24 protein-coding genes are annotated in these 26,965 nt (G+C 38.4%); 18 read left to right on the top strand and 6 right to left on the bottom strand.

The genetic code is table 11. The features are described from left to right. Positions 1-8: 8 nt before the first annotated feature. The 3 genes from menB (at position 9) to JOC59_RS00390 (ending at position 4,706) form a co-directional block, all read left to right on the top strand. Positions 9-830: a 1,4-dihydroxy-2-naphthoyl-CoA synthase gene (gene menB / locus JOC59_RS00400; protein ID WP_205142819.1), complete on the top strand. Its 822-nt coding sequence runs from the start codon at positions 9-11 to the stop codon at positions 828-830. Positions 831-844: 14 nt separating this feature from the next. After that, positions 845-2,299: an o-succinylbenzoate--CoA ligase gene (locus JOC59_RS00395; protein WP_205142818.1), complete on the top strand. Its 1,455-nt coding sequence runs from the start codon at positions 845-847 to the stop codon at positions 2,297-2,299. Between the two features lie 349 nt (positions 2,300-2,648). Continuing rightward, positions 2,649-4,706: a methyl-accepting chemotaxis protein gene (locus JOC59_RS00390; RefSeq protein ID WP_205142817.1), complete on the top strand. Its 2,058-nt coding sequence runs from the start codon at positions 2,649-2,651 to the stop codon at positions 4,704-4,706. A gap of 126 nt (positions 4,707-4,832) precedes the next feature. Here JOC59_RS00390 and JOC59_RS00385 read toward each other — a convergent pair whose 3' ends face one another. Beyond that, complete coding sequence (locus JOC59_RS00385; RefSeq protein ID WP_205142816.1) at positions 4,833-5,357, bottom strand: GNAT family N-acetyltransferase; 525 nt, start codon at positions 5,355-5,357, stop codon at positions 4,833-4,835. A 182-nt stretch (positions 5,358-5,539) separates the two neighbouring features. Here JOC59_RS00385 and JOC59_RS00380 point away from each other — a divergent pair, with 182 nt between their 5' ends. The 4 genes from JOC59_RS00380 (at position 5,540) to JOC59_RS00365 (ending at position 9,489) form a co-directional block, all read left to right on the top strand. Beyond that, positions 5,540-5,755 (top strand): NAD(P)-binding domain-containing protein, encoded by a 216-nt coding sequence (locus tag JOC59_RS00380; protein ID WP_205142815.1) that lies wholly within the window; start codon positions 5,540-5,542, stop codon positions 5,753-5,755. Between the two features lie 280 nt (positions 5,756-6,035). Continuing rightward, positions 6,036-6,887 carry a 3-deoxy-8-phosphooctulonate synthase gene (gene kdsA, locus JOC59_RS00375; RefSeq protein ID WP_205142814.1) on the top strand — a complete coding sequence of 284 codons (852 nt, stop codon included), beginning with the start codon at positions 6,036-6,038 and terminating at the stop codon, positions 6,885-6,887. After that, positions 6,871-7,827, top strand: a complete 957-nt coding sequence (locus JOC59_RS00370; RefSeq protein ID WP_205142813.1) for a KpsF/GutQ family sugar-phosphate isomerase — start codon at positions 6,871-6,873, stop codon at positions 7,825-7,827. Before kdsA ends, JOC59_RS00370 begins: the two co-directional genes overlap by 17 nt. 450 nt (positions 7,828-8,277) lie before the next feature. Continuing rightward, positions 8,278-9,489, top strand: a complete 1,212-nt coding sequence (locus JOC59_RS00365) for an MFS transporter (RefSeq protein WP_205142812.1) — start codon at positions 8,278-8,280, stop codon at positions 9,487-9,489. 297 nt (positions 9,490-9,786) lie between these two features. Here the strand turns inward: JOC59_RS00365 and JOC59_RS00360 are convergent, their stop codons facing one another. Continuing rightward, positions 9,787-11,262 carry an amidase gene (locus JOC59_RS00360; RefSeq protein WP_205142811.1) on the bottom strand — a complete coding sequence of 492 codons (1,476 nt, stop codon included), beginning with the start codon at positions 11,260-11,262 and terminating at the stop codon, positions 9,787-9,789. Positions 11,263-11,388: 126 nt separating this feature from the next. On the opposite strand from JOC59_RS00360, the gene JOC59_RS00355 reads away from it, so the two are divergent. Beyond that, positions 11,389-12,267 carry a transporter substrate-binding domain-containing protein gene (locus JOC59_RS00355; RefSeq protein ID WP_205142810.1) on the top strand — a complete coding sequence of 293 codons (879 nt, stop codon included), beginning with the start codon at positions 11,389-11,391 and terminating at the stop codon, positions 12,265-12,267. Positions 12,268-12,283: 16 nt separating this feature from the next. After that, positions 12,284-12,970, top strand: a complete 687-nt coding sequence (locus JOC59_RS00350) for an amino acid ABC transporter permease (protein ID WP_205142809.1) — start codon at positions 12,284-12,286, stop codon at positions 12,968-12,970. A 79-nt stretch (positions 12,971-13,049) separates the two neighbouring features. On the opposite strand, the gene JOC59_RS00345 is transcribed toward JOC59_RS00350, so the two are convergent. Next, positions 13,050-13,709, bottom strand: coding sequence for a metal-dependent transcriptional regulator (locus JOC59_RS00345; RefSeq protein WP_205142808.1), 660 nt, complete (start codon positions 13,707-13,709; stop codon positions 13,050-13,052). Positions 13,710-13,993: 284 nt separating this feature from the next. Here JOC59_RS00345 and JOC59_RS00340 point away from each other — a divergent pair, with 284 nt between their 5' ends. The 3 genes from JOC59_RS00340 to JOC59_RS00330 all read left to right on the top strand — a co-directional run bounded on the left by JOC59_RS00340 (position 13,994) and on the right by JOC59_RS00330 (position 16,342). After that, the gene (locus JOC59_RS00340; RefSeq protein WP_205142807.1) at positions 13,994-15,355 is read left to right on the top strand and encodes an Nramp family divalent metal transporter; all 1,362 of its coding nucleotides are present in this window, start codon (positions 13,994-13,996) and stop codon (positions 15,353-15,355) included. Between the two features lie 48 nt (positions 15,356-15,403). After that, on the top strand, positions 15,404-15,850 hold the full coding sequence (locus JOC59_RS00335) for a universal stress protein (protein WP_205142806.1): 447 nt from the start codon (positions 15,404-15,406) through the stop codon (positions 15,848-15,850). Positions 15,851-16,072: 222 nt separating this feature from the next. Beyond that, positions 16,073-16,342, top strand: coding sequence for a hypothetical protein (locus tag JOC59_RS00330; protein ID WP_205142805.1), 270 nt, complete (start codon positions 16,073-16,075; stop codon positions 16,340-16,342). A gap of 5 nt (positions 16,343-16,347) precedes the next feature. Here JOC59_RS00330 and JOC59_RS00325 read toward each other — a convergent pair whose 3' ends face one another. Further along, positions 16,348-17,457 carry an SLC13 family permease gene (locus tag JOC59_RS00325; protein WP_205142804.1) on the bottom strand — a complete coding sequence of 370 codons (1,110 nt, stop codon included), beginning with the start codon at positions 17,455-17,457 and terminating at the stop codon, positions 16,348-16,350. Between the two features lie 145 nt (positions 17,458-17,602). On the opposite strand from JOC59_RS00325, the gene JOC59_RS00320 reads away from it, so the two are divergent. The 6 genes from JOC59_RS00320 (at position 17,603) to JOC59_RS00295 (ending at position 22,980) form a co-directional block, all read left to right on the top strand. Then, entirely contained in the window at positions 17,603-18,961 is a 1,359-nt protein-coding gene (locus JOC59_RS00320) for a L,D-transpeptidase family protein (protein ID WP_205142803.1), read from the top strand. Between the two features lie 19 nt (positions 18,962-18,980). Further along, positions 18,981-19,871 carry a GNAT family N-acetyltransferase gene (locus tag JOC59_RS00315; protein WP_205142802.1) on the top strand — a complete coding sequence of 297 codons (891 nt, stop codon included), beginning with the start codon at positions 18,981-18,983 and terminating at the stop codon, positions 19,869-19,871. Positions 19,872-20,112: 241 nt separating this feature from the next. Continuing rightward, the gene (locus JOC59_RS00310; RefSeq protein WP_205142801.1) at positions 20,113-21,735 is read left to right on the top strand and encodes an ABC-F family ATP-binding cassette domain-containing protein; all 1,623 of its coding nucleotides are present in this window, start codon (positions 20,113-20,115) and stop codon (positions 21,733-21,735) included. Between the two features lie 415 nt (positions 21,736-22,150). Continuing rightward, positions 22,151-22,417, top strand: coding sequence for a DUF2089 family protein (locus tag JOC59_RS00305; protein WP_239516963.1), 267 nt, complete (start codon positions 22,151-22,153; stop codon positions 22,415-22,417). 31 nt (positions 22,418-22,448) lie between these two features. Further along, complete coding sequence (locus tag JOC59_RS00300; RefSeq protein ID WP_205142799.1) at positions 22,449-22,826, top strand: glycosyl hydrolase 53 family protein; 378 nt, start codon at positions 22,449-22,451, stop codon at positions 22,824-22,826. Next, the gene (locus JOC59_RS00295; protein ID WP_205142798.1) at positions 22,759-22,980 is read left to right on the top strand and encodes a glycosyl hydrolase 53 family protein; all 222 of its coding nucleotides are present in this window, start codon (positions 22,759-22,761) and stop codon (positions 22,978-22,980) included. The genes JOC59_RS00300 and JOC59_RS00295 overlap by 68 nt, the downstream gene beginning before the upstream one ends. 180 nt (positions 22,981-23,160) lie before the next feature. Here JOC59_RS00295 and JOC59_RS00290 read toward each other — a convergent pair whose 3' ends face one another. After that, the gene (locus JOC59_RS00290; RefSeq protein ID WP_205142797.1) at positions 23,161-24,690 is read right to left on the bottom strand and encodes a lectin like domain-containing protein; all 1,530 of its coding nucleotides are present in this window, start codon (positions 24,688-24,690) and stop codon (positions 23,161-23,163) included. Positions 24,691-25,195: 505 nt separating this feature from the next. Continuing rightward, on the bottom strand, positions 25,196-26,887 hold the full coding sequence (locus JOC59_RS00285; protein WP_205142796.1) for a hypothetical protein: 1,692 nt from the start codon (positions 26,885-26,887) through the stop codon (positions 25,196-25,198). Positions 26,888-26,965 lie beyond the last annotated feature (78 nt).

Raw genomic sequence — 26,965 nt, 5'->3', positions numbered from 1 at the left:
ATTATGAGATGGGAACAAGAAACTGGCAAGCAGTTAAGGAATACCAAGAGATTTTATTTGAAAGAACGGGAGCAATTGCTAAATTAACAATTAATCGACCAGAAAGACGCAATGCATTTACTCCGGTGACGGTGGCCGAATTAATTGAAGCGTTTACCATTTGTCGTGATGATAGCTCAATTGGGGTCATTATTTTAACCGGCGCAGGTGATGAAGCATTTAGTTCTGGTGGTGATCAAGGTGTGCGTGGTAATGGTGGCTATGTTGGCCCAGATGAAATTGCCCGCTTAAATGTGCTTGATTTGCAACGTTTAATCAGGATTATTCCTAAGCCCGTAATCGCCATGGTTAAAGGTTGGTCAGTTGGGGGCGGGAATGTCTTACAACTCGTTTGTGATTTAACCGTTGCCGCTGATAATGCGATGTTTGGGCAAACTGGTCCAAAAGTTGGTAGTTTTGACGCTGGTTATGGGTCCGGCTATCTTGCGCGCGTAATTGGCCATAAACGTGCCAAAGAAGTTTGGTTTTTAAACCACTGGTACACGGCTACTGAAGCTTTAGCAATGAACTGGATTAATAAAGTGGTACCACTAGCTACCGTCGAAGAGGCAACGCTTGCATGGTGTGATGAGTTACTGACCAAATCACCAACCGCATTACGCTTTATTAAAGCGGCAATGAATGCTGATACTGATGGCTTAGCCGGTATCCAACAATTTGCCGGAGATGCAACTCTCTTATACTATACTACAGATGAAGCTAAAGAAGGACGAGATGCTTTTAATGAAAAACGCCAACCCGACTTTAGTAAATATCCTAAGTTCCCATAATGGGCGGTAGGCAGATGCAAAATTGGTTAAGTAAACAAGCAAATTTAGTACCACACCGCCTAGCTTTAATAGCGGGCAAGCAAAGCTGGACTTTTAGTGAGTTACAACGTACAGTCTATCGGCTAGCTGGTCAGTTGACTAGTTTACAGTTGCAAAAAGAAAAGCGCGTTGCGATTTTAGTTAGCAATCGCCCGGAAAGCTACCAATTAATTTTAGCCCTACAACAACTTGGCGTAGTACCAGTATTGTTGAATTATCGGTTAGCCGGGGATGAATTACGGCGTCAATTAATTGATGCTAACGTTCAGACCGTAATTGTAGATGATCATTTAAAAAAATATCAAGTAGCATGGGGAGCTTTAGCCCGCCCAACTTATCAATTGGCTGATATTTTAATAACGCGAGTAGCACAACCTAAAATTAGCCAAGAGTTTGCTCCGAAACATGTTGCCTCGATAATGTATACCTCGGGTACGACCGGTAATCCCCACGGCGTTAAGCAAACCTTTGATAATCATTTCTACTCAGCAATTGGCTCTGCTCTTAATCTAGGAGTTGCGCCGACGGACCGGTGGTTGTGTGCAGTCCCCCTTTTTCACATTAGTGGGTTATCAATTATGATGCGCAGCTTGGTGTATGGGATGCCGGTTCAACTCGTAAATCATTTTGATACGGCTGAAGTGACAGCCTTATTATGCAACGAACCCATAACAATTATGTCAGTTGTTCCCACGATGCTTAAGCGACTTTTAGCATGTTATCCGGCTAGTGGTTATAACCAGTTATTTAGAACATTTTTATTAGGTGGCGGCCCAATTGATAAGGCGACCTTAGCACAATGTCAAAAGATGGCGCTACCAGTTATTCAATCATATGGCATGACTGAAAGTGCTTCTCAGATTGTTGCTTTGAGTTTTGCTGACGCCTCACATAAAATTGGTTCGGCAGGCAAACCTCTAATGCCCGTCCAATTGCGAGTACAAGCTCCGATTACCCAAGTAGGAGCCATTGAAATTAAAGCGCCTAATATAACCCCTGGGTACGTTGGTGATCAAGCGGCCTTCAAGCAAAAGCTGACGGCAGATGGCTGGTATCGAACTGGTGATTTAGGTTATTTGGATAATGAAGGCTTTTTATACGTCAAAGGGCGCGACGATGATATGTTTATCTCAGGTGGTGAAAATATTTTTCCAGATGAGATTGAACATGTTTATAATGGATACGCAAATATCCAAGCAATCAGTGTAATTGGGGTTGAACATCCTCAATGGGGCCAAATACCAGTGGCGTATGTCGTAGCACAAGCCGGTGTTTTTGATGAACAACAGTTAGTTGCATATGGCCGCGAACATTTAGCCCATTATAAGGTGCCCAAAACATTTATCCAACTTGAAAAGTTACCAACAACGGCGAGTGGCAAAGTCCAACGCCATAAGCTACGCACGTTATATCAAAGAACATTTAGTTAGTCATTTTTGGTAATGGTTAGCTAAATATAGCACTTAAAAAATTGGTCGGTGAAGCCCGTTAATACGCGTGTAACGCCCCAAATGCTAGTTTAACAATGCGGCTCTGCTGATGTAATTACGGACCAGTGTTCGTATTATTTCACAGAGCTTTTTATGATGGACGCTCAATTTATGCGAAAACAGAACCTAAATGCCATTTTAGAAGTTAGTTTTATGCATGAAATACCATTTAAATATTATATAAGCTATTTTAAAAACATTAATCTTAAATTACTTAAAATCTTTCCGATAACATTAATAGTAAGTGTTCGTAATCGTTTTCAAAAAATGTCAGAAGGGTTTTAAGAGTATGGTAAGAAAGAAAAGTTTAAATCGTGGAATTATTGTAACTTTGTTTTTAGCAGTCGTTATTCCAGTATTAATAATGGTCGTAGGTTCATATGCAACTACACGGCAGCTATTAATACAGCGTAATAATGTTGCTAATCAAGCAGCGGCTGCTAATTTAGCACAAAGTGACGTTGACCTTAAAATGTCTGCTAAACAAGCAATAAATGGAATGCTCAGTAATGAAGTATTTGATAGTTCAAAGAATTTCAATTTAAAAAGAATTAAACAAATAATTACACAAGCTCAGGCAGAAAATAGTATTATTAATCACGCTATTTTTGGTATGTCGAATGCAAAGTATGTTGCAACCAGTACCACTTTACCGAATAATTTTAATCCAGTAAAACGACCATGGTATGTTGGCGCTAATAATCAGCCTGGAAAAATAGCTTTTTCTACTCCATATAAAGATGCAAATACGGGTAATTATATAACTAGTGTTTCTAAATTAATCCATGATAAAGACGGCAATGCCGGAGTTATTTCATTTAATATAGCCTATACTAATTTACAAAAAAATGTTGAAAATTTAAAAGTTGGGCGAACTGGTAATGTAATGTTAGTTTCCAGTGATGGGATTGTAATTGCGTCGCGCCGAAAAGCGCTTATTGGTAAAAATATAAAAAATACCAATACGTTTAAGCAGATTGCAACAACTAGTAAAGTTAAAGGACATGTTTTACCTAACAAAGCTAGTAAGGTCGAAACCACTTACTACGATAAGGGAAGCAAGGGCAATCAAGTATGGGCAATCTCAGCTGTTAGTCGAACTGATTTAAAACAAGAAGAGCATGCGCTATATCTATTCGCGGCAGTTATCGCATTAATTTTAGGTACTGTGGCAATCATATTTGCAATTATAGTAACCCGCATAATCGATAAAATTATTGGTCGCTTTAGTCATTATTTAGCAATGGCAGGTAGCGGTAAATTTGCAACAATTGACTCAACGGATCCTGAAAAATTTAATGCAACGCAGTTTAGTGATAAAATAACTAACAAATTACTAACTAGCGAAGTTAATGGGCATGAACTACAAAAATTGACTTATCATTATAATCAAACAATCAAATCAATTGGGGTAGCAATTAATCATGTTCAAAAGCAGAGCATCAATGTTGCGCAAAGTGCAGATGAGCTATATGAATTATCACAACAAACTGACAAAGCAACTGAAGAAGTTGCCCAAACAATTACAGGAATTGCGGAAGTAACTGGTAGTCAAGCGCAAGATACAGCTAACAGTGTGCAACAGGTGCAACAGTTAGCAGAGGTCGTCCAACTATTACATACCAATGTTGCAACAATGAATAGCCAAACCCAAGAGGCTGCGCAAATCAGTACACAAAACATGGAAATTACGGGTGGGGTTGATGAAAATTGGCAAAATGAATTAGCTAAAATGACGGCCTTAATGCATAGTATGGATGAAATGAATCAAGATATTCAAAATATTAATAAAATCATCAGTGTGATTAATGATATTTCACGGCAAACTAATTTATTAGCCTTAAATGCCTCAATTGAAGCAGCTAGTGCTGGTGAATCTGGTAAAGGTTTTGCGGTGGTTGCAAGTGAAATTAGAAAACTAGCTGAGCAAAGCAAAAACTCAACTAAAGACATTGAAATCATAATTGAACAAATTCGTACTAAATCAAGCGCAATGGTTGAACAAACAACTAACTCTGTAGCCGGTGGTAAGATGCAGTCAATGTTAATTGAACAAGCACAAGCATCTTCAAAAGAAGTTCTTGTGCGGAATCAATCAATGCTTACAGCCATTAATGAAGTTGAAACGGCTAGTGCAGAAATTGAAAATATTCAAGATTCAGTATTGGCTAAATTAGAAAATGTAGCGGCTTCAACGCAAGAAAATGCTGCTGGGACAGAGGAAGTTTCAGCTAATTCTGAAGAAGTGTTAGCGACAATGGATGAATTTACAAATAATGTCGATGGTCTCAGAAAGATTGCTAGTGAATTAAAAAAACTGACTAATCGCTTCGAAATTGAAAAATAAGAATATAATAAAAAAGAATCTGACTAACCGATAGACAGATTCTTTTTTTATTAGTTTTAATTTAATATGTTATTACTTTACTATGCCTAGTTAGAATGCTTACAATAAGGATGAGTAATTAAGCCGTTAGCGATTAATTACTTGTTCGTAAACATAGCACTTATCATTATGGCGGTAAACCCCATTTAAATCACCAACATGCGTAAAGCCCATTTTAGTAATTAAATGTTGCATAGCTTTATTATCGACATGAGTATCAATCCGTAAACTATCTATTTCAGGATGTTCAGCAGTGATATGAGCAATTAATTGCTTAAACAAAGTTGTTGCATATCCTTTACCAGCATGGGTTGAAAGGATTGCAAAGCGATGAATTGTTAAATAATTGTCGGTTTGAATCAACCATTTACCATCCATAGTGTCATAGACATTATCGGGAGCGCTAGTAATTGCGACACAACCTACAGTGGCATGATCATCGGCGTTAAACAAATAGGCATGGCCGTTTTTTATATCTTCTTTAATTTGTTCAACATTCGGGTAATCACCTTGCCATTGATCAACACCGGCTTCAGCTAGTTGTGCCCGGCCGTCACGAAGAATTTTTAGGATTGTGTTTAATTCAGCGTCAGTTGCTTTTGAAAAATACATTTGTAATTTCCTCCCTTAATATTGATTTAGAAAAGACAACACTAAAAAAGTTTATCGTAATTTATGACGTTTGTAAAATAATTTAATTTTTTAAAAAGAAAGTTTAAAAAAAGGATTTACTTTTATAAAGTAAGTGATATAGTAATAACTAACAAATAGTAAGTAAAAAGGAGATTTAAATTATGTCAAACATTAGCGTTTTTGGTAAAGGTAACATGGGTAAAGCAATTGCTAGTAACTTTGAAGATGCCGGTAACACAGTTTCATTTGTTGCAGAAAATGATCAAGTTGCAACTCTTGGTGATATCGTAGTATTTGCTGTACCATATCCTGCCGTCGCAGGAATTATCGAAAAGTACCGTGCAGAATTAGCTGGTAATAAAATCATAGGTAATTAAAGAATAGTGTATAACTAATTGTGTTAGGTTAAATTACGCAAGAACGTGTTTTAAAAGCTAACCAATCCTGATAATGCACCAAAAAAGCATACTAATTATTAATTAACAATTAGTATGCTTTTTTGCCTATTTTTACCTCTATTTAATGTCTAAATAGAGGTAAAAATAGTAAAATGTAAGCAAAAATTAACGTTTTTTAATAAAAGAATGCTAAAATAATCGTAACATTTAACGGCATTAGAGTATTTGTGCTAGACCAACAATTATGGAGGGTATGGAAATGGCAAAAATTTCAGAAGTATTTAAAGAGTTTGGTTTTAAAGATGATCAATTAACACTACTGGCAGGCCCCTGTGCAATTGAATCATATGAAACATGTGCCCAAGTAGCGCAGACGCTTAAAGAATTAACTGATGAACTTGGCATTAATTTTGTTTTCAAATCTTCTTTTGATAAGGCTAATCGAAGTTCACTTGATTCTAGTCGGGGGGCTGGACTTGAGAATGGCTTAGCTGTACTTAAAAAAATTAAAGATACTTATAATGTACCGATTGTAACGGATGTGCATGAATCATATCAATGTGAACCAGTTGCCCAAGTAGCTGACGTTTTACAAATTCCAGCCTTTCTAAGTCGGCAAACGGATTTATTGTTGGCGGCTGCTAAAACTGGTAAAGTTGTTAATATAAAAAAGGCTCAGTTTATGGCACCCGAAGACATGCAATCAGCTGTTAAAAAAGTTGCTGCTTCAGACGATAAAATTTTAGTTACCGAACGTGGTACGATGTTTGGCTATCACCAATTGGTGGTCGATATGACGAGCTTGATTCAAATGCGGTCACTAGACTACCCGGTTATCTTTGATGCAACCCACTCAGTTCAGATTCCAAGTGGTTATGGTAATCATTCTGGTGGTAATCGTGAGTATGCTTTTCCTCTTTTACGAGCAGCGTTAACAATTGGGATTGATGGAATTTTTGCTGAAGTTCACCCTAATCCGGCAGAAGCGATTTCTGATCAAGATAGCCAATTAGAATTAAGTAAAATTCGACCTATTCTAACGGCTGCTAATAAATTATTCCATGAAAGTCGAGAAATGCGGGAGGCTTTTGCTGATGACGGACTACTATAAAAGCGCGCAAAAAACTTTTAGTATAGAAATTGCCGCCTTGGAAAAACTACGAGATAGTCTTGATGAACAGTTTGATGCCGTAGTCGAAGAAATATTAGCATTAAACGGCCGAATTGTATTTATAGGAATTGGAAAATCAGGGATTATTGGCGATAAAATCTCAGCTTCACTATCATCAATTGGGATTCCTAGTTTTTCAATTGATGCCGGGGTTGCGTATCATGGTGACTTAGGGCGTGTTGCTAAAGATGATCTGGCAATTTTTGTTTCTAACAGTGGTGAAACACAAGAAGTTATTCAAGCAATGTTAGCTTTACAGCATATTCACCAGGATCAATTAGCAACGGTTGCCATGACAGGGAATCCTAACTCAACATTGGGGAAAAATGTGCAATTCGTCTTAAATATTGGTAATGCTAGTGAAGCTGATGTAACTGGTATGGCACCAACAACTTCAACAACAGCTACGTTGGTTTTGGGGGATGCCTTATTGGTTGCTTTAGAAGAAGCCATTGCCTTTAGTAAAGAAAAATTTGCGCTTTACCATCCAGGTGGTTCAATTGGTAAGATACTCTTACAAAGAATTAAACATGTTATGCATTCTAAAATTCCGTATGTTCATGAAGACACGCCGATTAATGATGTTATTTATCGTATTAGTGATTATGGTATCGGGATTACACTAGTTAAAAGTAGTAGTGATGATGTTATTGGGATTGTGACGGATGGTGATATTCGGAAAAAATTTTTGGATATATCAGGAGTTAAGGGTTCGGTTGCTAAGGATTATATGACATACGGCTTTATTAGCGTTAATGAAAATGAGCAAAATCGGGATGCTTGGCGTAAGATGGCTAATCATAATATCTCAAACCTAGTAGTCTTAAATGATACTGGTGAAGTAGTTGGAATTGTGACAATTCATGATGTTTTAGAATAGCAAATTGAATAATGAATACAATACAAAAAAAGCATGTTTGAACTGACTTCCATAAATTGGAGTGATGTTTTAAGCGATTAATTGGATGGCGTGGTTCTGGAATTCAACCGGACATATGCCATCCAATTTTTCTTTAATTCGATTACTAATTGGTTTTTTTCGAAGTTTGAGATTTCTTTTATTCGGTATAAATCGTCCCCGCGAACAACTCTTATTGCCACTGATAAATTTTAGTATAAAATTAAAAATTAATTAAAAAACGCTTTTTTAATTAATTAAATTATGCTAAGATAATAAAAATATGCGAGTTATGGTATCTAATTACGGGCGTTACGGTAACCGTCAATACAACGTATACCAAAATTTACTTATTATTTAATTATCATTTTAACGGGACTAAGAAATATGATAATAGCAATCTAAATAGATATGGATGGGATGTTCTTACTTATGATATTTAAAAAAAAGATCAATAAAACCATTTTTAAACTAGTTATGGGTCAAGCATTTTTATTGATTGCTTTTAGTATTTATACAACTGTTTTACTTTATTTACTAGTACAACAATATCATGCTACGGCACGAATTTTGGCTATTTTTGGCATTTTAGCAGCATTTCCAAAAGCATTGATTATGTTACTTGCACCATCATTAAATAACATTAAAAATAATAAAAAAGCATTGATTAAATTACAAATATTAGAAACATTAATTATTTTTGTGAGCACTGGGTTATTGCTAAGTCATAGTAGGTTACTAGAGATAGGAATATTATATTTGCTATTAAGCATAGTAATCACCATTTCAGGATCTATTGAAATCGGCTTTATTCCAGTTATTTTTCAAGAAAATGAAGAATTAATTGAAAAATCTGTTGATTTTCAATATTTTATGAGTTCAAGTGTTGTTATTATTATAAGTATTATTAGTTCATTAATTTTAATGGTACATGGTAGTACTTGGCTGCTACTTGTTTGCTGTCTTAGTGCACCTATCGGTATCGTGTTCTATTGGATGATAAAATACGATGAATCGCTCAAACTTATAGCACCAAGTGATGATGAAGTAACATATTCTTACCTCAAACAAATGAAAAATTCGTTATATCAATTTACTCATACGCTACCTGCATTTTTGATTATTTTATTTGAAGCAATTTTAGGTGGTATAACCGGTTTGCTGTTTGAATTATTACCATTAACTATGAAGGAACTGGGTTTAGCAGTAGGGTTATTCGCAATAGTGAATGCAGTACAACAAGTCGGCGATTTGGCTGGTAGTGCGTTAGCTCCACTTGTAAAATGGAATGCACCAACATTTTTTGCTTGTGATTACATCATTTCAGGAATTTGTTTTATCTGCGTGACATTACCAATTCCCAACATGTTACGTTTAATTCTATTATTACTTGCAGGAATTGTAATGGGAATGTCAGGAAACGTCTTTGAAAAACTAATGTATCGCTCATTTAATGTCGGTGATATATCATCAATGCACGCCTTAACAACTTCAACCTTTGCAGTATTTTCAGTTATTAGTTACTTAGCTGCTTGGATTAGTACTAAAACTTTAATTTTATGGCAATTAACTGGAGCATTAACAATTTTATTTGGAATTTTAATCGTGGTTGTGTGTAAAAAGAACACCATTACAGATCTTTGATTCCAAAGGTTATAATATGGTAATACAAAAAAATTGATAAGTCATATGTTACTGCTAGACCTAAATCTGTAAATAAGGTCATTTATTAAGTTAAACCGCCAACTCAAGGTTCGAGTTGGCGATTTTTTGTATTTACTGATCAAAAAATTTAAACTACGCACAATGTATTCATCAGTGCAGTTAAACAACAATTAGTATTTTTTTGTGTATTAATGGAATGATTTGATTTTTGAAACACATGCTTACAGCATTTATTCTAAAAAAGTAGTTTTGGCACAGCCGTTTGTTTGACTAGGTTTACTTTATGATAGTAGTCGGATCAAGCAATTTGAACTTAGCATGATCTTCGAATAATTTACCAATTTGGAGGAGTGTGGCTTCTTGGCCTTTACGGGCAGTAAATTGAATACCCAAAGGTAGCCCATTTTTAGCAATGTGGGTTGGCAAACTAATAGCGGGTTGACCAGTTAAATTTGCTTGTTGTGTAAAGGGAGTCAAAGCGAGACTGTCAGCAAAAAAATCATAGACTAAATCTAGTCGATCTTGGTGACTTAGTTCAGTGACATGCTGCATTTTTAATTGTGTTGCATTGTCAATCAACTGGGCATCAATTGCTGGAGCCGTAGTAGCTGTTGTGGGCATTAAATAGGCATCATAGTTATCGAAAAATTGATTGGCTTGAAAACTAGCTTGATCCCATAAAGCTAATGTTTGACTATAATCACTTGCGGTGATGCCTTTTCCAGCTTGATAAATCACCCAAGTAGTTAGTTCCATGTCAGCTATTGTCATTGGTCGGTTTAGGTGTCGTTCAATTTCAGCAAACATACTAGCCGTTTCGCCACCATTTACAATATAATAACTCATCATTAATTCTTTACCAGGAAGTGAATTATCAACTTCAACGGTTTTGATACCTTGGTCTTCTAAAAATGTAACAGCGTTTAAAACTGCGGTTTGAGCATCTGCACTAACGGGGGTATTAACGGGCGACTTAAGGGTATAGGCAACTTTAAAATCTGATTTTAAGGGCTGATTTAAAAAGTAACTAGAGCTAGGAGTAATCAACGGGGTTTGAAAAGGCGCAGCTGGCTGGATGACTTGTAGTTGATCTAATAGTTTAGCTGTATCACGAATTGAACGTGTTTCTGCAAAATTAATTGATGCACCTTGCCAACCACGCCAACCGGCTGGCCCAACTGGAACTCGACCGCGTGTTGGTTTCAAACCAATCAGGCCACTAAAAGAAGCAGGGATTCTAATTGATCCGCCACCATCACTAGCGGCCGCTAAAGTTACTATATTTGCAGCAACAGCACTGGCGCTACCACCAGAAGAACCGCCGGCTGAGAAGTCAGTTTGCCAAGGATTACGTGTAGCACCATATAAGCTAGGATCAGTGATATTTTTAAACCCAAATTCTGGGGCATTAGTATTACCGACAATTATAAAACCAGCTCGTTGTAATGCGGCAACGTAATTATCAGTATGGTTAGCGATAGTATCTTTAAAAAGCCGTGAAGAAGCTGTATTAGGCAAACCAGCCAATGATTGGCCAAGATTTTTTAATAAAATTGGAACACCAGCAAAGGGGGCTGATTTAGGCATTTTAGTAATATCAGCTAAAATATCAGTTCGCTCACGAACGTGGGTAACAGCATTTAAAATCGGATTTAACTCGGTAATTTTGTTTAAAGTATCATCAACGGCGTCTAAGGGTGATAGTTGATTTGTTTGAATTAAATGGGCAAGTTCAGTTGCATCGAAAACCATTTCATTTCTCCAGTCATAAATTAATAGATATATAAATTAAATTTCAAAAAGCTTGTAAAAGAGCTTACATAATAATAGAATAATATTGTGCTTAAGTATACAAGACAATTATAGGGGTATCGAAATATGAGAAGACCAGTTAAGCGATTTTGGATAATCAGTTTTACATTATTATTAGCATTTTCAGTGGTTTTAGCCGGATGTGGTGCTAAAAAGAGTAATAACGCAACTTCAGCTAGTAAATTAGCCAAACAGAAAACTCTCGTGGTAGCAACATCAGGTACGCTTTTCCCAACATCATATCATGGAACTGACAATAAATTGGAAGGTTATGATGTTGATATTGCGCGAGCCGTTGCTAAAGGGTTAAACAAAAAAATTAAATTCAAAGAGCTTGATGTGTCAGCAACTCTAAATGCAGTTAACTCAGGTGTTGCTGATATGGCGGTCAACGATTATGGTATCACAAAACAACGCAAAAAAACATTTGCTTTATCAATACCTTATAAATATTCATTCAATAGTATGATTGTTCGTAAAAAAGATCAATCCGGGATTCATAGCTTTGCAGATTTGAAGGGTAAAAAAGCTGGTGGTGAAGCTGGCACTGGTTATCAACGTTTAGCCACGCAAATCGGGGCTAAAGCGGTAAATTATGACAATGTTGCTAATGATGTTTATATTCGTGATGTCGAAAATGGTCGCCTTGATGTAATTTTGAATGATTATTACTTACAAAGAATGGCTATTCGAGCAATTCCAGGTGCTAGTAAACAACTAACAATTCCTAAAAATTTATATTTCCAAGTTAGTGATACATCGGCGGGCAGTGGCGTATTGATGAAGAAGCAAAATACAGCGCTACAAACAGCAGTTAATAAGGAACTTAAAAAATTGTTGAAAGATGGCACAATTAAGAAAATTTCTGAAAAGTACTATGATGGGGCCGATGTTACTCATAAACCAACGGTCCACATTGCTAAAACATTTACCTTAAAAAATTAGGAAATGGATATGCGATATGGATCAGTTAATTGCTCATTTATCAGTACCAAATTTTTTTAATGCACCATTAGCTTGGCATTCATTGCCTTATATTTTACAAGGTTTACCATTAACCATTGAATTAACGATTGTAAGTTTTATTGGTCAGTTAATATTAGGTTTTATTTTGACGCTTGGTCAAATGAGTAAAAAAAAGTTGATTTTTGGCATAACGCGTACGTATATTTCTTTTATGCGGGGAACCCCAATTCTAGTTATTTTATTTTTAATCTATTTTGGTTTACCATATGCTAATTATCAAATTCCAGCGTTTAGTGCCGCTGCTTTGGCATTTATTTTAAATGGGGCAGCGTTTGTATCCGAGATATTTCGGTCAGCATTTCTAGGGGTTGATAAAGGTCAATATGATGCCGCGAAATCTTTGGGGATGCCATATTTTAAAATTATTCGTTATATAATTTTTCCGCAGGCGTTAAGAATCGCAATTCCCGCGTTAGGCAACGTTATTTTAGATTTGTTTAAGGGGACATCGTTAGCAGCGATGATTACTGTGTCAGAAATGTTTATGCATGCTAAAATTGTAGCCGGCCGTAATTTTGATTATATGACAATTTACATTGAAATTGCGTTAGTATATTGGGCGTGTTGTTCACTGATTACTTGGGGCCAGAGCCACTTAGAAAAACACCTAGACTATAATTAACAGACAAAAAGAGGACTGAACGCATACGTTCAGTCCTCTTTTTAGTTTATTTATGCTATGCGCTACCTAATTTAGCACGCTATTCAACGAAGATATAATTGGCAGCGTGTTGGGTAATTTGAATTTTATGATGCGTGGTTAAATTTTCGATAACTAAGGGTCCTTCAAAGGGTAAGCGTTCGACCAGTTGCCATTGTGAATGTAATGTTAAATCGACTAACTCAAGATATTTTAAAAGTTCTAAATCTTCCGTAAAACTATTAATTTTAAAAGTAGTACCATCGGCTATCTCGGTTAAGCGTTTAAAATGCTTGGCATGATAGTGGTATTGTTTATCAGGAATTACGAGACCGTGGGGACAAGTTGTTGGATTATCAAGAAAGAGTTCTAGTTGATTAATCATTTTTTCGTCCGCATCGTGATCGAGGTTATCAGCATTCATATGGGCTTCCGAAGAAGATAGGTTTAATTTATCATATAAAAATACTTCAAATAAACGGTGAGCGCGAATCAGTTTTAAAGCAGTCATGCGCCCCTTGGAAGTTAAAGTAACACCATAATATGGTTCGACTTCAACTTCACCGGTTTCTTGGAGTTTGGTCATCATATTAGATACTGACGAAGGGGTAACATGTAAATGTTCTGCGATTTGATTATTAGGGACCTGGGTTTCGTTACTACCTCCAGTTAATTCAAGAATCGTTTGCAAATAAAGGGTTTTTGAGACGGATTCAGCCATAATAAGTCTTCCTTACATCTATAGTATTCCGATGGACACGTTCATTATAGCATAATTAAGGATAATCCGCTGATTCGTAAATAATTATATAAATAGAAAATAAAAACTTATTTTAGTTAGTGATGAAAAATTTAAAGATTTATGAATAAAAATTTTACGCCTTAATTAAACTAAAAAATTTCACCAACTTAAAAAACTTTTGACTTTAAAAAATAACAGGCGTACACTAATTAAAGTTCAAGCCAGACAGACTCAGGCTAATAATAGATTGTGAGGATATACGTATGGAAGCATCAAAGAGTCAAGGACTATTTAAGACAGCCAATGGCGCTAGTCTTGAAGAAATTAATAGTAGTGTCAAAGTACCAAAGGATGCCAGTTTTTGGAAAAAATTATTTGCTTTTTCCGGACCTGGTGCGTTAGTTGCCGTTGGGTACATGGATCCCGGTAACTGGGTTACTTCAATTGTTGGGGGGGCCAAATATGGTTATTTGTTAGTATCAGTGATTTTACTATCAAGTTTAATTGCGATGTTATTACAATACATGGCCGCAAAACTCGGAATTGTCACACAACTTGATTTAGCGCAAGCAACACGATCACATGTCAATAAACCCGTCGGAATTATTTTATGGATTTTAACTGAATTAGCGATTATGGCGACGGATATTGCGGAAGTTATCGGTGGTGCGATTGCGATGAACTTGCTGTTCAACATTCCTTTGGTTATCGGGGTTAGCTTAACCGTTTTAGATGTTTTACTGCTATTATTATTAACTAAATTAGGCTTCCGGAAAATTGAAGCAATTGTGGTAACGCTAATCGCGGTTATTTTACTCGTTTTTGCTTATGAAGTCTTTTTAGCTAAACCTGATTTAGGAGCTACGGCTACTAACCTAATTCCCCACACTAAAATTATAACTGATGGGGGTGCGTTGACGTTAGCCTTAGGGATTATTGGTGCGACGGTAATGCCCCATAACTTATACTTACACTCATCAATTTCACAAACACGAAAAATCAATCATGACGATCCAGCTGAAATTAAAGAAGCTGTCCGCTTTTCTGCTTGGGACTCAAATATTCAATTAACTGGGGCCTTTATTATTAATGTGCTACTATTACTGGTTGGGGCAGCGATGTTCTTTGGCCACGGCGATGGGCTTGATACTTTCCGCGCACTATATAATGCGCTACAAGATAATAAACTGGCCGGGGCGATTGCCTCACCCATCCTTTCAATGCTCTTTGCGATTGCGTTATTAGCTTCTGGTCAAAACTCAACGATTACCGGAACACTAACGGGACAAGTTATTATGGAAGGATTTATTCACTTGAAGATGCCACTCTGGGCGCGTCGTTTGATCACCCGGCTACTATCAATTATTCCAGTTTTAATCGCAACCATTATGTACGGTGGTAAAGAAGGGGCCTTAGATAACCTATTAATTAATTCACAAGTTTTCCTATCAATTGCGCTACCATTCTCAATGATTCCGCTTGTTTGGTTCACTTCATCTAAGAAAATCATGGGTGAATATGTTAATTCGAAATGGATTACGGCCCTAGGTTGGTTAGCGGTGCTCATCTTAACTGGCCTTGACTTATACGGACTACCGGGCTTAATTAGTGGGTGGTTTAACTAAAATCCGTAGTTAGTAGTCAGGACGATAGAAAATGAGGTGGATATTAAGATGAAGGTTTCAGAAGCAGTGGTAACACCCAAAATAATCTTAGTCGGTGTAGATGATACGGCCGATGCCCAAAAAGCATTGTACTACGCAATTCACGCCGCCAAACTTGATGGTGCTAAGTTAGTGATTGGGACCGTTTTAGAAAGTGATGAAATTTCAGCGATTACAATTTTAGATAAGGAAAAAATGCTCGATATCCGGGCTGATATTGTCGATGATATGGCCCGCTACAAGCAAGATGCCTTGAACGCCGGTCTTAGTGACGTTGAAGTCGTTTATGCGGAAGGTGATGCTGCCAAAACACTCGTTAATGAGCTCATCCCAATGGTTAAACCTGATTTAGTGGTAATCGGGTCCGAAACGAAAAAAGGCATTGCCAAACGACTTGGCTCAACGGCGGCCCATATTGTGAAGCATGCTCCGATATCGGTAATGGTAGTTCGCTAAATGTTGAAAATGAACACTTAAATTAATTTTGGATAACACGTGCAAAAAGGGCTGAATCTATCAGATTCAGCCCTTTTTAAGAAGGCTACTAGCTCTTTTGGATGGCCCAATGTAAACGGCGGATAGTTCTAATTTATGGTAAAAAAATCATTTTACGCCACCTCTTTTGTAACGGTTGTGTATAATTAAGTAATTAGTACTCATAGAAAGGATGCTTAAATTATGGAGAAGTCAAAACGACAATCAGCGCAGCAACTACAACGCACAAGACACGTACCACGTCATGCGCCAGTTGATCAAGAGATGCACCCAAACCGTACCCAGCGTCCAAAACGGCCCGGACAAGTACCACGCCAACGGCATCGCCGACCACCTCGGCCACCACGCCATGGCGCGTTAAAGTTTCAAATTTTTGTAACCTTTATCGTCATCCTTGTGATTATTGGTATGCTAGTTTATAGCTATTACAGTATGGCTAACTTAGTTAAATAGTGAAGTTAATGATTAAGGAAAATTAACCCAAAGCCAATCACGCCAAAGATGATGAGATATAAGCTATTGATTAAACTAAAAATGCCTAAAAAGCGGCCATTTCGTTGGCCATGATGATTCGTATACTGACGAAAGGCCAAGAGGTTAGCCAAGGAAGCCACGAGCGTCCCCAACCCGCCCACGGTAACGCCTAGATAAAGGGCGGGATAATTATTAGTGAAGTTAGCTAGTAAAACGGCAGCGGGGACATTACTAATGACCTGACTGCTGATAATCCCGGTCAAGTAAAGTTGCCACCCTTGTTGCGTAACATGTGTTAAAAGTTGTTGGACGCTAGTTAAATGATGCAGCGCACTAACGATAATGAAAAAGCCAATAAACGTAAGGATAATCCCGTAATCAACATCCCGTAACGCGGTGGGTTTAATGCTGACAGCTAAAAAAATACTAGTAATAAGGCTAATCCAGACGGAATAAACGCCTAAGACACCGGCTAAAATGATCAGGGCACTAATGCCAGTTAAAACCATCGCGCGCCGATTAATGACGACAGCGGTAAGCTCGACCTGTTTAATTTGTTTAGGGGCAAACGCAAAGGAAACGCCCCAAATTGATAAAAGGCTGATTAGCGCAATGGGGGCCGCCATGGTTAAGAATGGTAAGATACCCAGATGATAATGCCCATAGATGAACAGATTTTGCGGATTACCGATGGGGGTCAGGGCACTACCCAAATTAGCGTAGATGGTTATCAAGGTAATTGGTAACGCATATTTGAGATTTAACCGCCGGCCAATTTGGATAAATAAGGGGACAATGGTTAAGATGGCAACATCATTAGTTAGCAACATCGCAGCGCCAAAGGTTAGGAGTAGGAGCAAGCGGATGAGTTGGCGCGTGTTGTTGGCCCGCTCAATTAAATAATTAGCAAGGTAATTGAGCCCTTTTAGTTCATCAACGACCTTGACTAAAATTAGGAGAGCTAATAAAGCGACTAATGTTTTGGTATCGATATCACGCGCACTGACTTGACCAAATAGAAAGGCCAGGAGGGCGAGCATACTGGTAAGATGTAACGTACGATCATGTAATAAATTGGTGCCAATAGTTTTCATAGCCTAAATATTCCTCAATAAATTAAAATAAAATACAAAAAAGTTTAAGAATGGTTGAACCACATAATGTTACAAATATGTTACCATTATGAGAGAAAGTATGAACTTGGGGGCGTACTAACATATTTTATGGAAGGTAAGTATTATGAATAAAAAAAATGTAGCAGTTATTAGTGGCCTAGTTGCTTTAGGACTTGGTGGGGGATGGTTTGGCTATCAAAGTACGCTTTACAAAAGTGGTACGGTAGTAGCGATTAACCAGCAAAAAGTAAAGTTAACGGGCTTGAGCAAACAACAAGCTAAAAAAGCGCTGAATGCTACGCAGCAAACCTATAAAGTTAAAGTTAATGACAGACAAACGACAAAAACCGTTACCGTTCGGGTGCAACCTAAATTAACTGATAGTGACCTTAAAAAAATTAAAAATGGGCAAACATCAGCCATTACGGTGGGCATACCAACGACACAGACGATTGTCAATCAGTTGCAAAAAGCAAAGCTTGCAAGTAAGACAAATCAACCGAAAAATGCCCGCTTAGTGCGGACTAGTACAAATTACACGGTTAAGGGTGGACAAACAGGTGGTAGTGTTAATTACCAACAAACAGCCCAACGGATCATCACGGCAATTAAGCAAAATAAGACGAATCAGATTAGCGTTAAGGCTGCCTATCAAACACCCAAGATTACGAAGACCGCGATGCAAGCTAAAGCTAATCAGCTTAATAAAATGATTGCGCAAAACTTAACAGTGACGGTCAACAACAAAACATATACCGTACCGACAACTGTTAAAGCACAAGCGGTCAAGCAAAACGGTAAAATTAATAAAAACCCGCTAGCTAATTGGGTAACTTATAGTTTATCAGTAAAGACGGGTAGTTATAACCATAAGATTAAATTTAAAACACACAATAAAAAAACAATTACGTTAACTAATACTACAGCAGAAAGTGGCATTGGCCAATATGTTCCTGCCAAGACTACGGCGCAAAAGTTAGCGACAGCGTTGACAACTGGGCAACAGCTGAATGTTGCGGCTAAATTGACTGGTAAAAAATATGAACAGAACTTCAATGGAACGTACATTGAACTTGATTTAACACACCAACATGCCTATATGTATAAAAAAGGCAAACTAGTGGTTAGTTGGCCATTTATTTCAGGTAAAAAATCAGTGGGCCATGCGACGATTACCGGCGTATATCATATCTTGTATAAAGATCGGACAACCGCCACACATAAGGTGCACTTACGTGGTGGCACGGCTGACACAGCGTATGACTCAGTCGTTAATTACTGGTTACCATGGCAGTCAAGTGGTTATGGGATTCATGATGCATCTTGGCAAAAGATAAGCAACTTTGGTAAGGCAAGTGTTAACAGCCAAGTTGGGAGTCATGGGTGCATTAATACGAATCCAACCATTATGAAAAAGGTTTATGAAGAGGCGACCGTGGGGATGCAAGTTGTTAGCTACGGTACTTTAGGTCAAAGTTTATAATTTAGATAAGGAAAAAAGGATGATGCAGTGGCAATATCGACAAGTTAGTAAGTTAAGTCCCATGGAGCGCCAACAAGTGACACAAGTAATTGAGGTTTGTCATCAAGCCGATCATACGGCGGATAGCCCATATTTAGAGAATAGTTTTAATGTGTATCCAGCGATGCCAGCATTTATTTTAGCGTATCAGGGGCCGGTACTTGGTGGCTTTGCAACGATTTATGCTGACGATACCACCAAAGCTAGTGTCAATCTGTTAGTAGCGCCACTTTATCGACGTCAAGGTGTCGGGCAAGAACTATTACAACGTACCCAAACGATCCTAAAAACGTGGGGCTATCCGGTGCCTGAAGTTGAATATATCACAGAGCAAGCATTTTTAGCCGCTAATCGTGATTTTTTGACAAATTGGCAATTGGACGTGCTGGCGACTGGTGAGTATCTGATGGAATATGATGCACAATTAGTTAAACCGGTTCAGTCCCAGCCAAGCCAAGTGCAAGTTACGTTGGCACAACGGCAGGATATTGACCAGATTGCCCAAGTAAACTACCGTAGTTTTAAGGATAGTACCCTCGCTCTTTATCAACGCTATGCCGCTGTTAATTATCAAGATGAACTGATTGATTTGTATAAAATTACATTAAATGATGTGATTATCGGGAGTGCGGCGGTTGAGTGTGGGCAAGAAATGGCTTATATTTTTAGCCTTGCCATCACCCCAGCTCACCAGGGCCGTGGGCTAGGGAAAGCGGCTGTTAAGGAATTACTTACAGCCATTGCGCTTACGAGAGTGGACCTACCGATCCGCTTGAATGTTGAGATAAGTAATCTACCAGCATATAAAGTATATTGTGCGAATGGATTTAAAAAACTAACGGAAATCGTATATCTTGAAAAAGCGCACTAAAGGATTAACTGGGCTAATGCCCACTGCAAATAAACGAATAAAAGGGACTGAATTTCAACAAATTTAGTCCCTTTTACTTGTTTTGGACCGAGGTACCGCGTTGGCAAGCGGAATTAATTTTGGCTAGGCTTTATTTAATACGATTAAGCCAGATGATAAAGCAATCATTTAATCAAAAAAGCCCACAAACTAGAGAATGCTTGCTATAATACACAAGACAACTAAAAAGGAGGACGACATTTTGTTAACTGTTTCGAATGTCAGCGTCGGTTTTTCAGGACGCAAATTATATGACGATGTCAATTTAAAATTCACTGCCGGGAATACATACGGGGTAATTGGGGCCAATGGTGCCGGTAAATCAACTTTTTTAAAGGTACTGGAGGGGAAACTAACACCAACTACTGGGACAGTAACGATTTCACCTAATGAACGCATGAGTAGTTTGAACCAAGATCACTTTGCGTTTGATGAATATGAAGTCTTGGACACGGTAATTCAAGGGCACAAACATTTATATGAAGTAATGAAGGAAAAAGATGCCATCTACATGAAAGCGGATTTCACTGATGCGGATGGGTTACGAGCCGGAGAACTAGAAGCAGAGTTTGCTGAAATGGGTGGCTGGGAAGCCGAGTCGGAAGCATCGCAACTCTTGCAACAAATTGGGATTCCTGAAAGTATGCATACGCAAAAAATGAGTGAATTAACCGAATCAGAAAAGGTTAAAGTCTTATTAGCACAAGCATTATTCGGGCAACCTGATATCTTGGTACTTGATGAACCAACAAATGGGTTGGATACGCACACGGTTGCCTGGTTAGAAAGCTTCTTAGCCGACTATCCAAATATTGTAATTGTCGTTTCCCATGACCGTCACTTCTTAAATGCGGTCGCAACGATGATGCTCGATGTTGATTTTGGTAAAATCAAATTATTTGTTGGTAACTATGATTTTTGGAAGCAATCAAGTGAATTGGCGGCTAAGCTCCAAGCTAACGCTAATGCGAAAAAAGAAGAAAAAATTAAAGAATTACAAGCGTTCGTGGCGCGCTTTAGTGCGAATGCTTCTAAAGCAAAGCAGGCAACATCACGCCAAAAACAATTGGAAAAAATTACGTTGGATGATATTCAACCCTCAACACGAAAATATCCGTGGATTAAATTTGAAACGACACGCGACTTGGGGAATGATTTAGTCCGGGTTGATAATGTTTCAAAAACAATTGATGGGGTAAAAATTCTTGATAATATCACCTTTGTGGCGCGTCCGGGTGAAAAGGTCGCCCTGTTGAGTCGTAGTGATGTCGCAACTAGCACGTTAATGCAAATTTTAGCAGGTGAAATGGCCCCAGATGCTGGGACAGTAACTTGGGGTGTCACCACACAACGGGCCTACATGTCAAAAGATATCAATGATAACTTTGATGATGACAAGGCCGTGATTATCGACTGGTTACGCCAATTTGCCGCAAAGGAAGAAAGTGATAATACGTTCTTGCGTGGGATGCTTGGCCGGATGCTCTTTTCGGGTGATGATGTAACTAAAGAAATTAATGTGCTTTCGGGTGGTGAAAAAGTGCGGGTGATGCTTTCTAAGCTAATGTTGCTAAAGAGCAATGTTTTATTAATGGATGACCCCACCAACCACCTTGACTTGGAATCAATTACTTCCCTCAATGATGGTATGATTGATTTTAAAGGTTCAATTATCTTTACTTCGCATGATCATGAATTTATCCAAACGATTGCTGATCATATCATCGAAATTAGCGATAAGGGTGTGGTTGAACGTGCTGAAACGACATATGACGAATTTATTAGTCATGCCGATGTGCAAAAGCAAGTTACTGATTTATATTAGTTAGTAAATTTAGGCAGTAAGTGTAATCTAAATGTAACATTGTAGTTACTACAAATATTAAAAACTCGTAATGGTTGATTGAAAAACCAATTACGGGTTTTTTGTTGTCTTTAAATAACTAATAGTAAGTTTTATAAAAAAATCAATAAATAAACATAACTAAAAAAAGTTTAATTTTAATAATCATTAATTACATAAATATACAAATATTAAGTATATTTTAAATTTAAAAATTATCATAAAAATATAATCTGTTTTTAAAACTCCTAAAAAATAGCGTTAATAAACTATATATTAACAAAATTGATATTTGTAACATTTTGTTAATGTTATTAATATACATATATTGGTATAATTTTCCGTATTGAAATTATCTAAAAATCAATCAAAAAAGTTTAATTTGGGAGAATATGCAATGGAATGGTTTTTAAAACTTGATGAACAAAGTCAAAATTTTTTAAAAGATTTTATTATGTCATCAGGATCATTAAAAAAATTAGCACAAGATTATGGCGTGAGTTATCCGACAATTCGGTTATGGGTTAACCAACTAATGCATAAAATTGAAGCTGCTAATCAAGAAAATAGCGAATTTGAGGGGGCTATTTTGAAAATGGTAGCGCAGGGGGACCTTTCAATCAGTAATGCGCAAGAAATTATGAAAAAGTATCAACAGAACTAATTTTTAGGGAATTAACGATGGAGAATTTAAGATGAATAAGCAACCGGGGATATTTAGAGCGAGTACACTAGCCATTACGCTACTAACAGCTTCTTCAACATTATTAGCACCGCTACCAACAATCGTAAGCGCGGATAATGGTGCAGACACAACAACAGCAACACAAACAACTAAAAACACAGTTAATTATGATGAATTAAATAACACGATTAGTCAGCTAAACTTGTCCAAAGCACAAAAAGCAGCCGGTTTGAATGTTTCCAAATATGCGGACAACCCAGCTAAATTAGCCCAAATGGTTAAGCAATACACGACTGATACCCTCAACACTTTCAAAAAGAGTGGCATTAAGGTGGGGATGGTGCAAGTCGGTAACGAATTTACGAGCCATTCAAAATCTGGCAGCTAAATATGGTAAATTATTTGCCGTTCTCGAAACAGCTTGGACAGCTACTAATTATGATTCTGATGGGACAGATAATAATATTTCTGATTTTAATAATGTTACGGGATTATATGATGTGTCACCGCAAGGTCAAGTAGATGCGTTATCAGCGGAGTAACTACACGTATACGATTAAAGCGACAAAAGGCGGCACTAAAACGCATACGTTTAACTACGTCAAAAAGTAGGAAGCATTTGGCGGCGGCGTCAAATGTGATTAGTAAAAACGAGCTAAAGAAAAGCACCAACGACGCGTAAAAGCAATGTTGGTGCTTTTTTATGAGTTATACAATGCAGGTTACGGCATTGTTTGGGTATAACCGAGTAAGTAAAAATTAACATGATAATTTTTACTATAGTTTTGCCATTGTAAGTGGCGGGTGGTTTGTGATAGATACGAAGTGCCACGCGTAACATACGGATAATTAACGACTTGCCGATAGGAAGCCAATTGTACCGGCAAAATATAGTGGCGCTGGGCACTATTATTCAAGCGTAACACGAGCGTAAAGGCTTGTTTTTTCGCTAAGGAATACGGTTTCTTAATGTTGATTTTTTGTAAACCGGCCCGGCGCAAGGTACCACGGCTGACGAGGGTAAAGCCCTTTAACGAGGTTACATGTTGCGTGTTGAGGCGGCGGGTCGTCACATAGAGCTGATAAGGAACGTTATTTTGAGTCGTATAGACACCAAAGCGGGTTAACTTACTAGCTTTAGCCCCCGTTCGATAACGGGTAGCGATAAAGGTGTACGGGGCTTTACGCAAGGTAGTGAACGCATTAGTCGCCCCATTGACCTGTTGATACTGGTGATTAGCAACGTAGCGCCCTGTTTTAACACTATGCAAATCACTTTGGAGAAGATCGAGGTCTTCATAACTCATCCACGCATAGCCTTTTTCTAAAACACTAGTCCCCCACGTATTTTTAACTAAAAAGGCACCATTATAGTGGGGCTTTTGCATAAAGTTATTCTTGGAATAGTTATCATCCCAACCGACAATCGTTAATTGATGGTCAAAGGTTAGCTGCTTCCAACCATTATCATAGTTAATCGGGAGCTTGCTTAACGCTTGAATGGGGATAAAGGTTGTCACTTGCCCATTACTGAGTTTTTGACTGTATTGTGGATGGGTGCGTTTTAAATAGTCAAAAGTTTTATTGGCATTAATCGCGACACTGACCGCGCCATAGTGCTTAACATCACTTTTAATCAAAGCGGTCCGGTGCTTGATAATCGCCTCACTTGCTGTTTGCTGGCTGGCAATGGTGTAGACGGCTTGAATATCGGCTTTGATGCCAGCTTGTCTGAGTTTAATCAATTTACTACTAGCCACGGTAACGTCTTGGTCCGCTAGGCGCGGTGTCTTAAAACGTTGCTGGCGCACTGGCGTATAGCCCAAAAAGGCAAGATATTCAGCCAAACTATCGTCACCGCTACTATCGAGAGTACGGTTTTGGGCGAGAGGATTACGGACATCGCTAAAGGCGTTAGTGGCTAACAGGTAATTATAGTAATTAGCCGAGAACTGATAGGTCGTCGCCTGTTGCTTGCCAAGCGATAAGGCAATCACATCATTGGCCGTGTACGCCCAACAGAGATTAAGGGCCCCTTGATTTTGAACGGGGGTCGTCTGGTGCAACTGGCGCGGATCATACTTAGTTGCGAGCTTGGTAACCACGGGTAAGGTATCAGCCTTAGTACTGCGCGTGGTCGGGGTGCTTGGGGTGGTAACGGTCGTGAGTTGGTCGGCCACGGCGCCACCGGATAGGAGGACGCAAAATAGGCAGGTACTCCAACCTAGCAGCCAGGTGAATTTGTGCGACATGTGGGACTCCTTTACGCTAAAATCAAAAACTGAATAGCTTTATTGTACACCCACTTGCGAATAGATAACATAATGGGCGGTAAACTTTAGCATGATAAATTTTAAGTCACTTAGCCAAGGCAATCCGTATTATATTAGTACCAAATTATTTAAAGGGGACAAAACGATGGCTAAGCAAACAATAGTAAGAAAAATGGCAATCGAATTATGTGAGTTTTACGCGTACCATACGCGAAGTGGGATTCGCTGCTGTATTTATGAATGTATAGCAGATTTATTAATACTTAATATAAGTTATATGAAGATCATTGACGTCGCGCATGGGCATATTAGACGTATCATGTATAAACGCCTCAGCAAATTACTTTCGTCAAAGCGCTAAGCGACGGACTGATTATTGTACGCAGATAGGGGTAATACCAATGCGAAAACACCGAAAAAGAAGCTGAGACAAACGTCTCAGCTTCTTTTTTTAATGATTGCAGTTAGTTAAGAATAACGTTAATTATTCTGTGATACCTGCTTTAACCTTAGCAGCTGAGAAATCTTTATCAGCTGAAACCTTAGCAGTTTGGGCGTTAGCAGCAGCTAACTTAGCGTCAGCAAGAGCATCCTTAGCTGAAGCAGCCTTCTTAGCAGCCTTGCTTGAAGCAGTCTTAGCAGCTGTGTTAGCAGCGTTAGCCTTCTTCAAAGCTTTTTGTGCGGCTGTGTTAGCAGCGTTAGCCTTCTTCAAAGCTTTTTGTGCGGCTGTGTTAGCAGCGTTAGCCTTCTTCAAAGCAGCTTTAGCTTTCATAACAACCTTCTTAGAAGCCTTCTTAGCAGCAGCCTTCTTAGCAGCATTAGCAGCCTTAGCAGTCTTAGCAGCTTTAGCCTTGGCAGCATTAGCAACCTTAGCAGCCTTAGCAGCTTTAGCCTTGGCAGCATTAGCAGCCTTAGTAGTCTTAGCAGCTTTAGCCTTGGCAGCATTAGCAGCCTTAGCAGCAGCAGTTGAAGCTACAGTAGCAGTTGAAACAGCTGCTGAAGTAGTGTCAACGTTAGCAGCAGCTGAAGAAGCAGCGGCTGACAATGGATCAAGAGTAGTCTTGTTAGCTGCGTATGCTGAGCTGTTTAAAGCTGAAGTGTAAGCAGCAGAAGCAGCAGAAGCAACAGAAGTTTGTGCTACGATTGCTGATGAAAGAGCAGCAGAAGCAACATTAGCTTTATCGGCAGCAGAAGCAGCCTTAGCAGCAGCAACAGTCTTAGCATTAACAGCCTTAGCATCAGAAGATGGTGTTACTAGAACGGCTGCAGTAGTTACAAATTTAGCAGCAAATGAAGTAGCATCAGTATCAGTTGCTGCAGCAAACAACGCACCGGCAGGAACTGCTGATGTTGCTCCTGAAGCAGCCGTAGAAGCAGCAAACAAAGCAGCCACAGAATCAGTAGATGTTGGTAAATCATAAACAGCTACTTTTTGAACTGGTGTAACATCAGCATCATCAAGCTTTAAATTATCGCTATTAACAGATGTTACTGTAAATGACTTAGTAGCAGTCACGGCAGGGGCATCTGTCAAGTCAAATTGAGCAGCGGCAACGTTAGCACTAGCAATGGCTGAAACAGCGGCTAATTGTGCAGGCAATGCAGTTGAAGCTGCTGGATATGCAGTAGAAGCTTCTACTGCAGCGTTGTAAGCAGACTTAGCAGCATCAGCAGCAGACTTAGCAGCAGTAGACTTAGTAGTATCATCCTTAGCAGCAGTAGAGGCAGCATCAGCAGCAGACTTAGCAGCAGACTTAGCAGCAACTGTCTTAGCAGCTAAACTAAGTGCAGCAACTGAGCTGTTAGCATAGCTAGTAGCAGCAGTTGCAAAGCTTGATGCGTTCGCAACAACTTTAGCATAAGCAGCTGAGTTAGCAGCAGTTTGTTTTGCTAAGTCTAAATCAGCAGCATTTTTAGCATATGCATAACTTGGCAAAGCAGCGCTCAAAGCAGCGGCTTGGCTCTTCATAGTTGTAAGCGCAGCAGCGGCAGAAGAAGCAGCTAGGCTGAAATCAGCAACCGTTGATGGAGCAGCTGAAGATTTAGCAGCACCGTATGAAGTAACAGCATCAGCTGCATCAGAAGCAGTATCTGCATTAGCGACGATAGGAGTTGCGACTGGTGCAACGATGGCAGCCAAGGCAACAGATGAGAAAAGAACGTTCTTTAATTTCATGAAAATGTCTCCTTAAAATGTGTGTTAAAAATATTAACCACGCTTAATTAAAATTAAAAATCTAAAATTAATTAAAAA

The sequence above is a fragment of the Periweissella beninensis genome (genome assembly GCF_016908275.1).
Taxonomy (GTDB): Bacteria; Bacillota; Bacilli; order Lactobacillales; family Lactobacillaceae; genus Periweissella; species Periweissella beninensis.
The sequence above is the reverse complement of the archived record's forward strand: the minus strand, read 5'-3'. Positions and strand labels throughout refer to the sequence as shown.

What these genes read in the sequence shown, in the direction of transcription:
- JOC59_RS00350 (WP_205142809.1), top strand. Translation starts at nt 12,284, where the DNA reads ATGGATCAGTTAATTGCTCATTTATCAGTACCAAATTTTTTTAATGCA.
- JOC59_RS00340 (WP_205142807.1), top strand. Translation starts at nt 13,994, where the DNA reads ATGGAAGCATCAAAGAGTCAAGGACTATTTAAGACAGCCAATGGCGCT.
- JOC59_RS00315 (WP_205142802.1), top strand. Translation starts at nt 18,981, where the DNA reads ATGATGCAGTGGCAATATCGACAAGTTAGTAAGTTAAGTCCCATGGAG.
- JOC59_RS00395 (WP_205142818.1), top strand. Translation starts at nt 845, where the DNA reads ATGCAAAATTGGTTAAGTAAACAAGCAAATTTAGTACCACACCGCCTA.
- JOC59_RS00355 (WP_205142810.1), top strand. Translation starts at nt 11,389, where the DNA reads ATGAGAAGACCAGTTAAGCGATTTTGGATAATCAGTTTTACATTATTA.
- menB (WP_205142819.1), top strand. Translation starts at nt 9, where the DNA reads ATGGGAACAAGAAACTGGCAAGCAGTTAAGGAATACCAAGAGATTTTA.
- JOC59_RS00335 (WP_205142806.1), top strand. Translation starts at nt 15,404, where the DNA reads ATGAAGGTTTCAGAAGCAGTGGTAACACCCAAAATAATCTTAGTCGGT.
- JOC59_RS00390 (WP_205142817.1), top strand. Translation starts at nt 2,649, where the DNA reads ATGGTAAGAAAGAAAAGTTTAAATCGTGGAATTATTGTAACTTTGTTT.
- JOC59_RS00285 (WP_205142796.1), bottom strand. Translation starts at nt 26,887, where the DNA reads ATGAAATTAAAGAACGTTCTTTTCTCATCTGTTGCCTTGGCTGCCATC.
- JOC59_RS00325 (WP_205142804.1), bottom strand. Translation starts at nt 17,457, where the DNA reads ATGAAAACTATTGGCACCAATTTATTACATGATCGTACGTTACATCTT.
- JOC59_RS00330 (WP_205142805.1), top strand. Translation starts at nt 16,073, where the DNA reads ATGGAGAAGTCAAAACGACAATCAGCGCAGCAACTACAACGCACAAGA.
- kdsA (WP_205142814.1), top strand. Translation starts at nt 6,036, where the DNA reads ATGGCAAAAATTTCAGAAGTATTTAAAGAGTTTGGTTTTAAAGATGAT.
- JOC59_RS00380 (WP_205142815.1), top strand. Translation starts at nt 5,540, where the DNA reads ATGTCAAACATTAGCGTTTTTGGTAAAGGTAACATGGGTAAAGCAATT.
- JOC59_RS00305 (WP_239516963.1), top strand. Translation starts at nt 22,151, where the DNA reads ATGGAATGGTTTTTAAAACTTGATGAACAAAGTCAAAATTTTTTAAAA.
- JOC59_RS00360 (WP_205142811.1), bottom strand. Translation starts at nt 11,262, where the DNA reads ATGGTTTTCGATGCAACTGAACTTGCCCATTTAATTCAAACAAATCAA.
- JOC59_RS00320 (WP_205142803.1), top strand. Translation starts at nt 17,603, where the DNA reads ATGAATAAAAAAAATGTAGCAGTTATTAGTGGCCTAGTTGCTTTAGGA.
- JOC59_RS00385 (WP_205142816.1), bottom strand. Translation starts at nt 5,357, where the DNA reads ATGTATTTTTCAAAAGCAACTGACGCTGAATTAAACACAATCCTAAAA.
- JOC59_RS00300 (WP_205142799.1), top strand. Translation starts at nt 22,449, where the DNA reads ATGAATAAGCAACCGGGGATATTTAGAGCGAGTACACTAGCCATTACG.
- JOC59_RS00345 (WP_205142808.1), bottom strand. Translation starts at nt 13,709, where the DNA reads ATGGCTGAATCCGTCTCAAAAACCCTTTATTTGCAAACGATTCTTGAA.
- JOC59_RS00290 (WP_205142797.1), bottom strand. Translation starts at nt 24,690, where the DNA reads ATGTCGCACAAATTCACCTGGCTGCTAGGTTGGAGTACCTGCCTATTT.
- JOC59_RS00370 (WP_205142813.1), top strand. Translation starts at nt 6,871, where the DNA reads ATGACGGACTACTATAAAAGCGCGCAAAAAACTTTTAGTATAGAAATT.
- JOC59_RS00365 (WP_205142812.1), top strand. Translation starts at nt 8,278, where the DNA reads ATGATATTTAAAAAAAAGATCAATAAAACCATTTTTAAACTAGTTATG.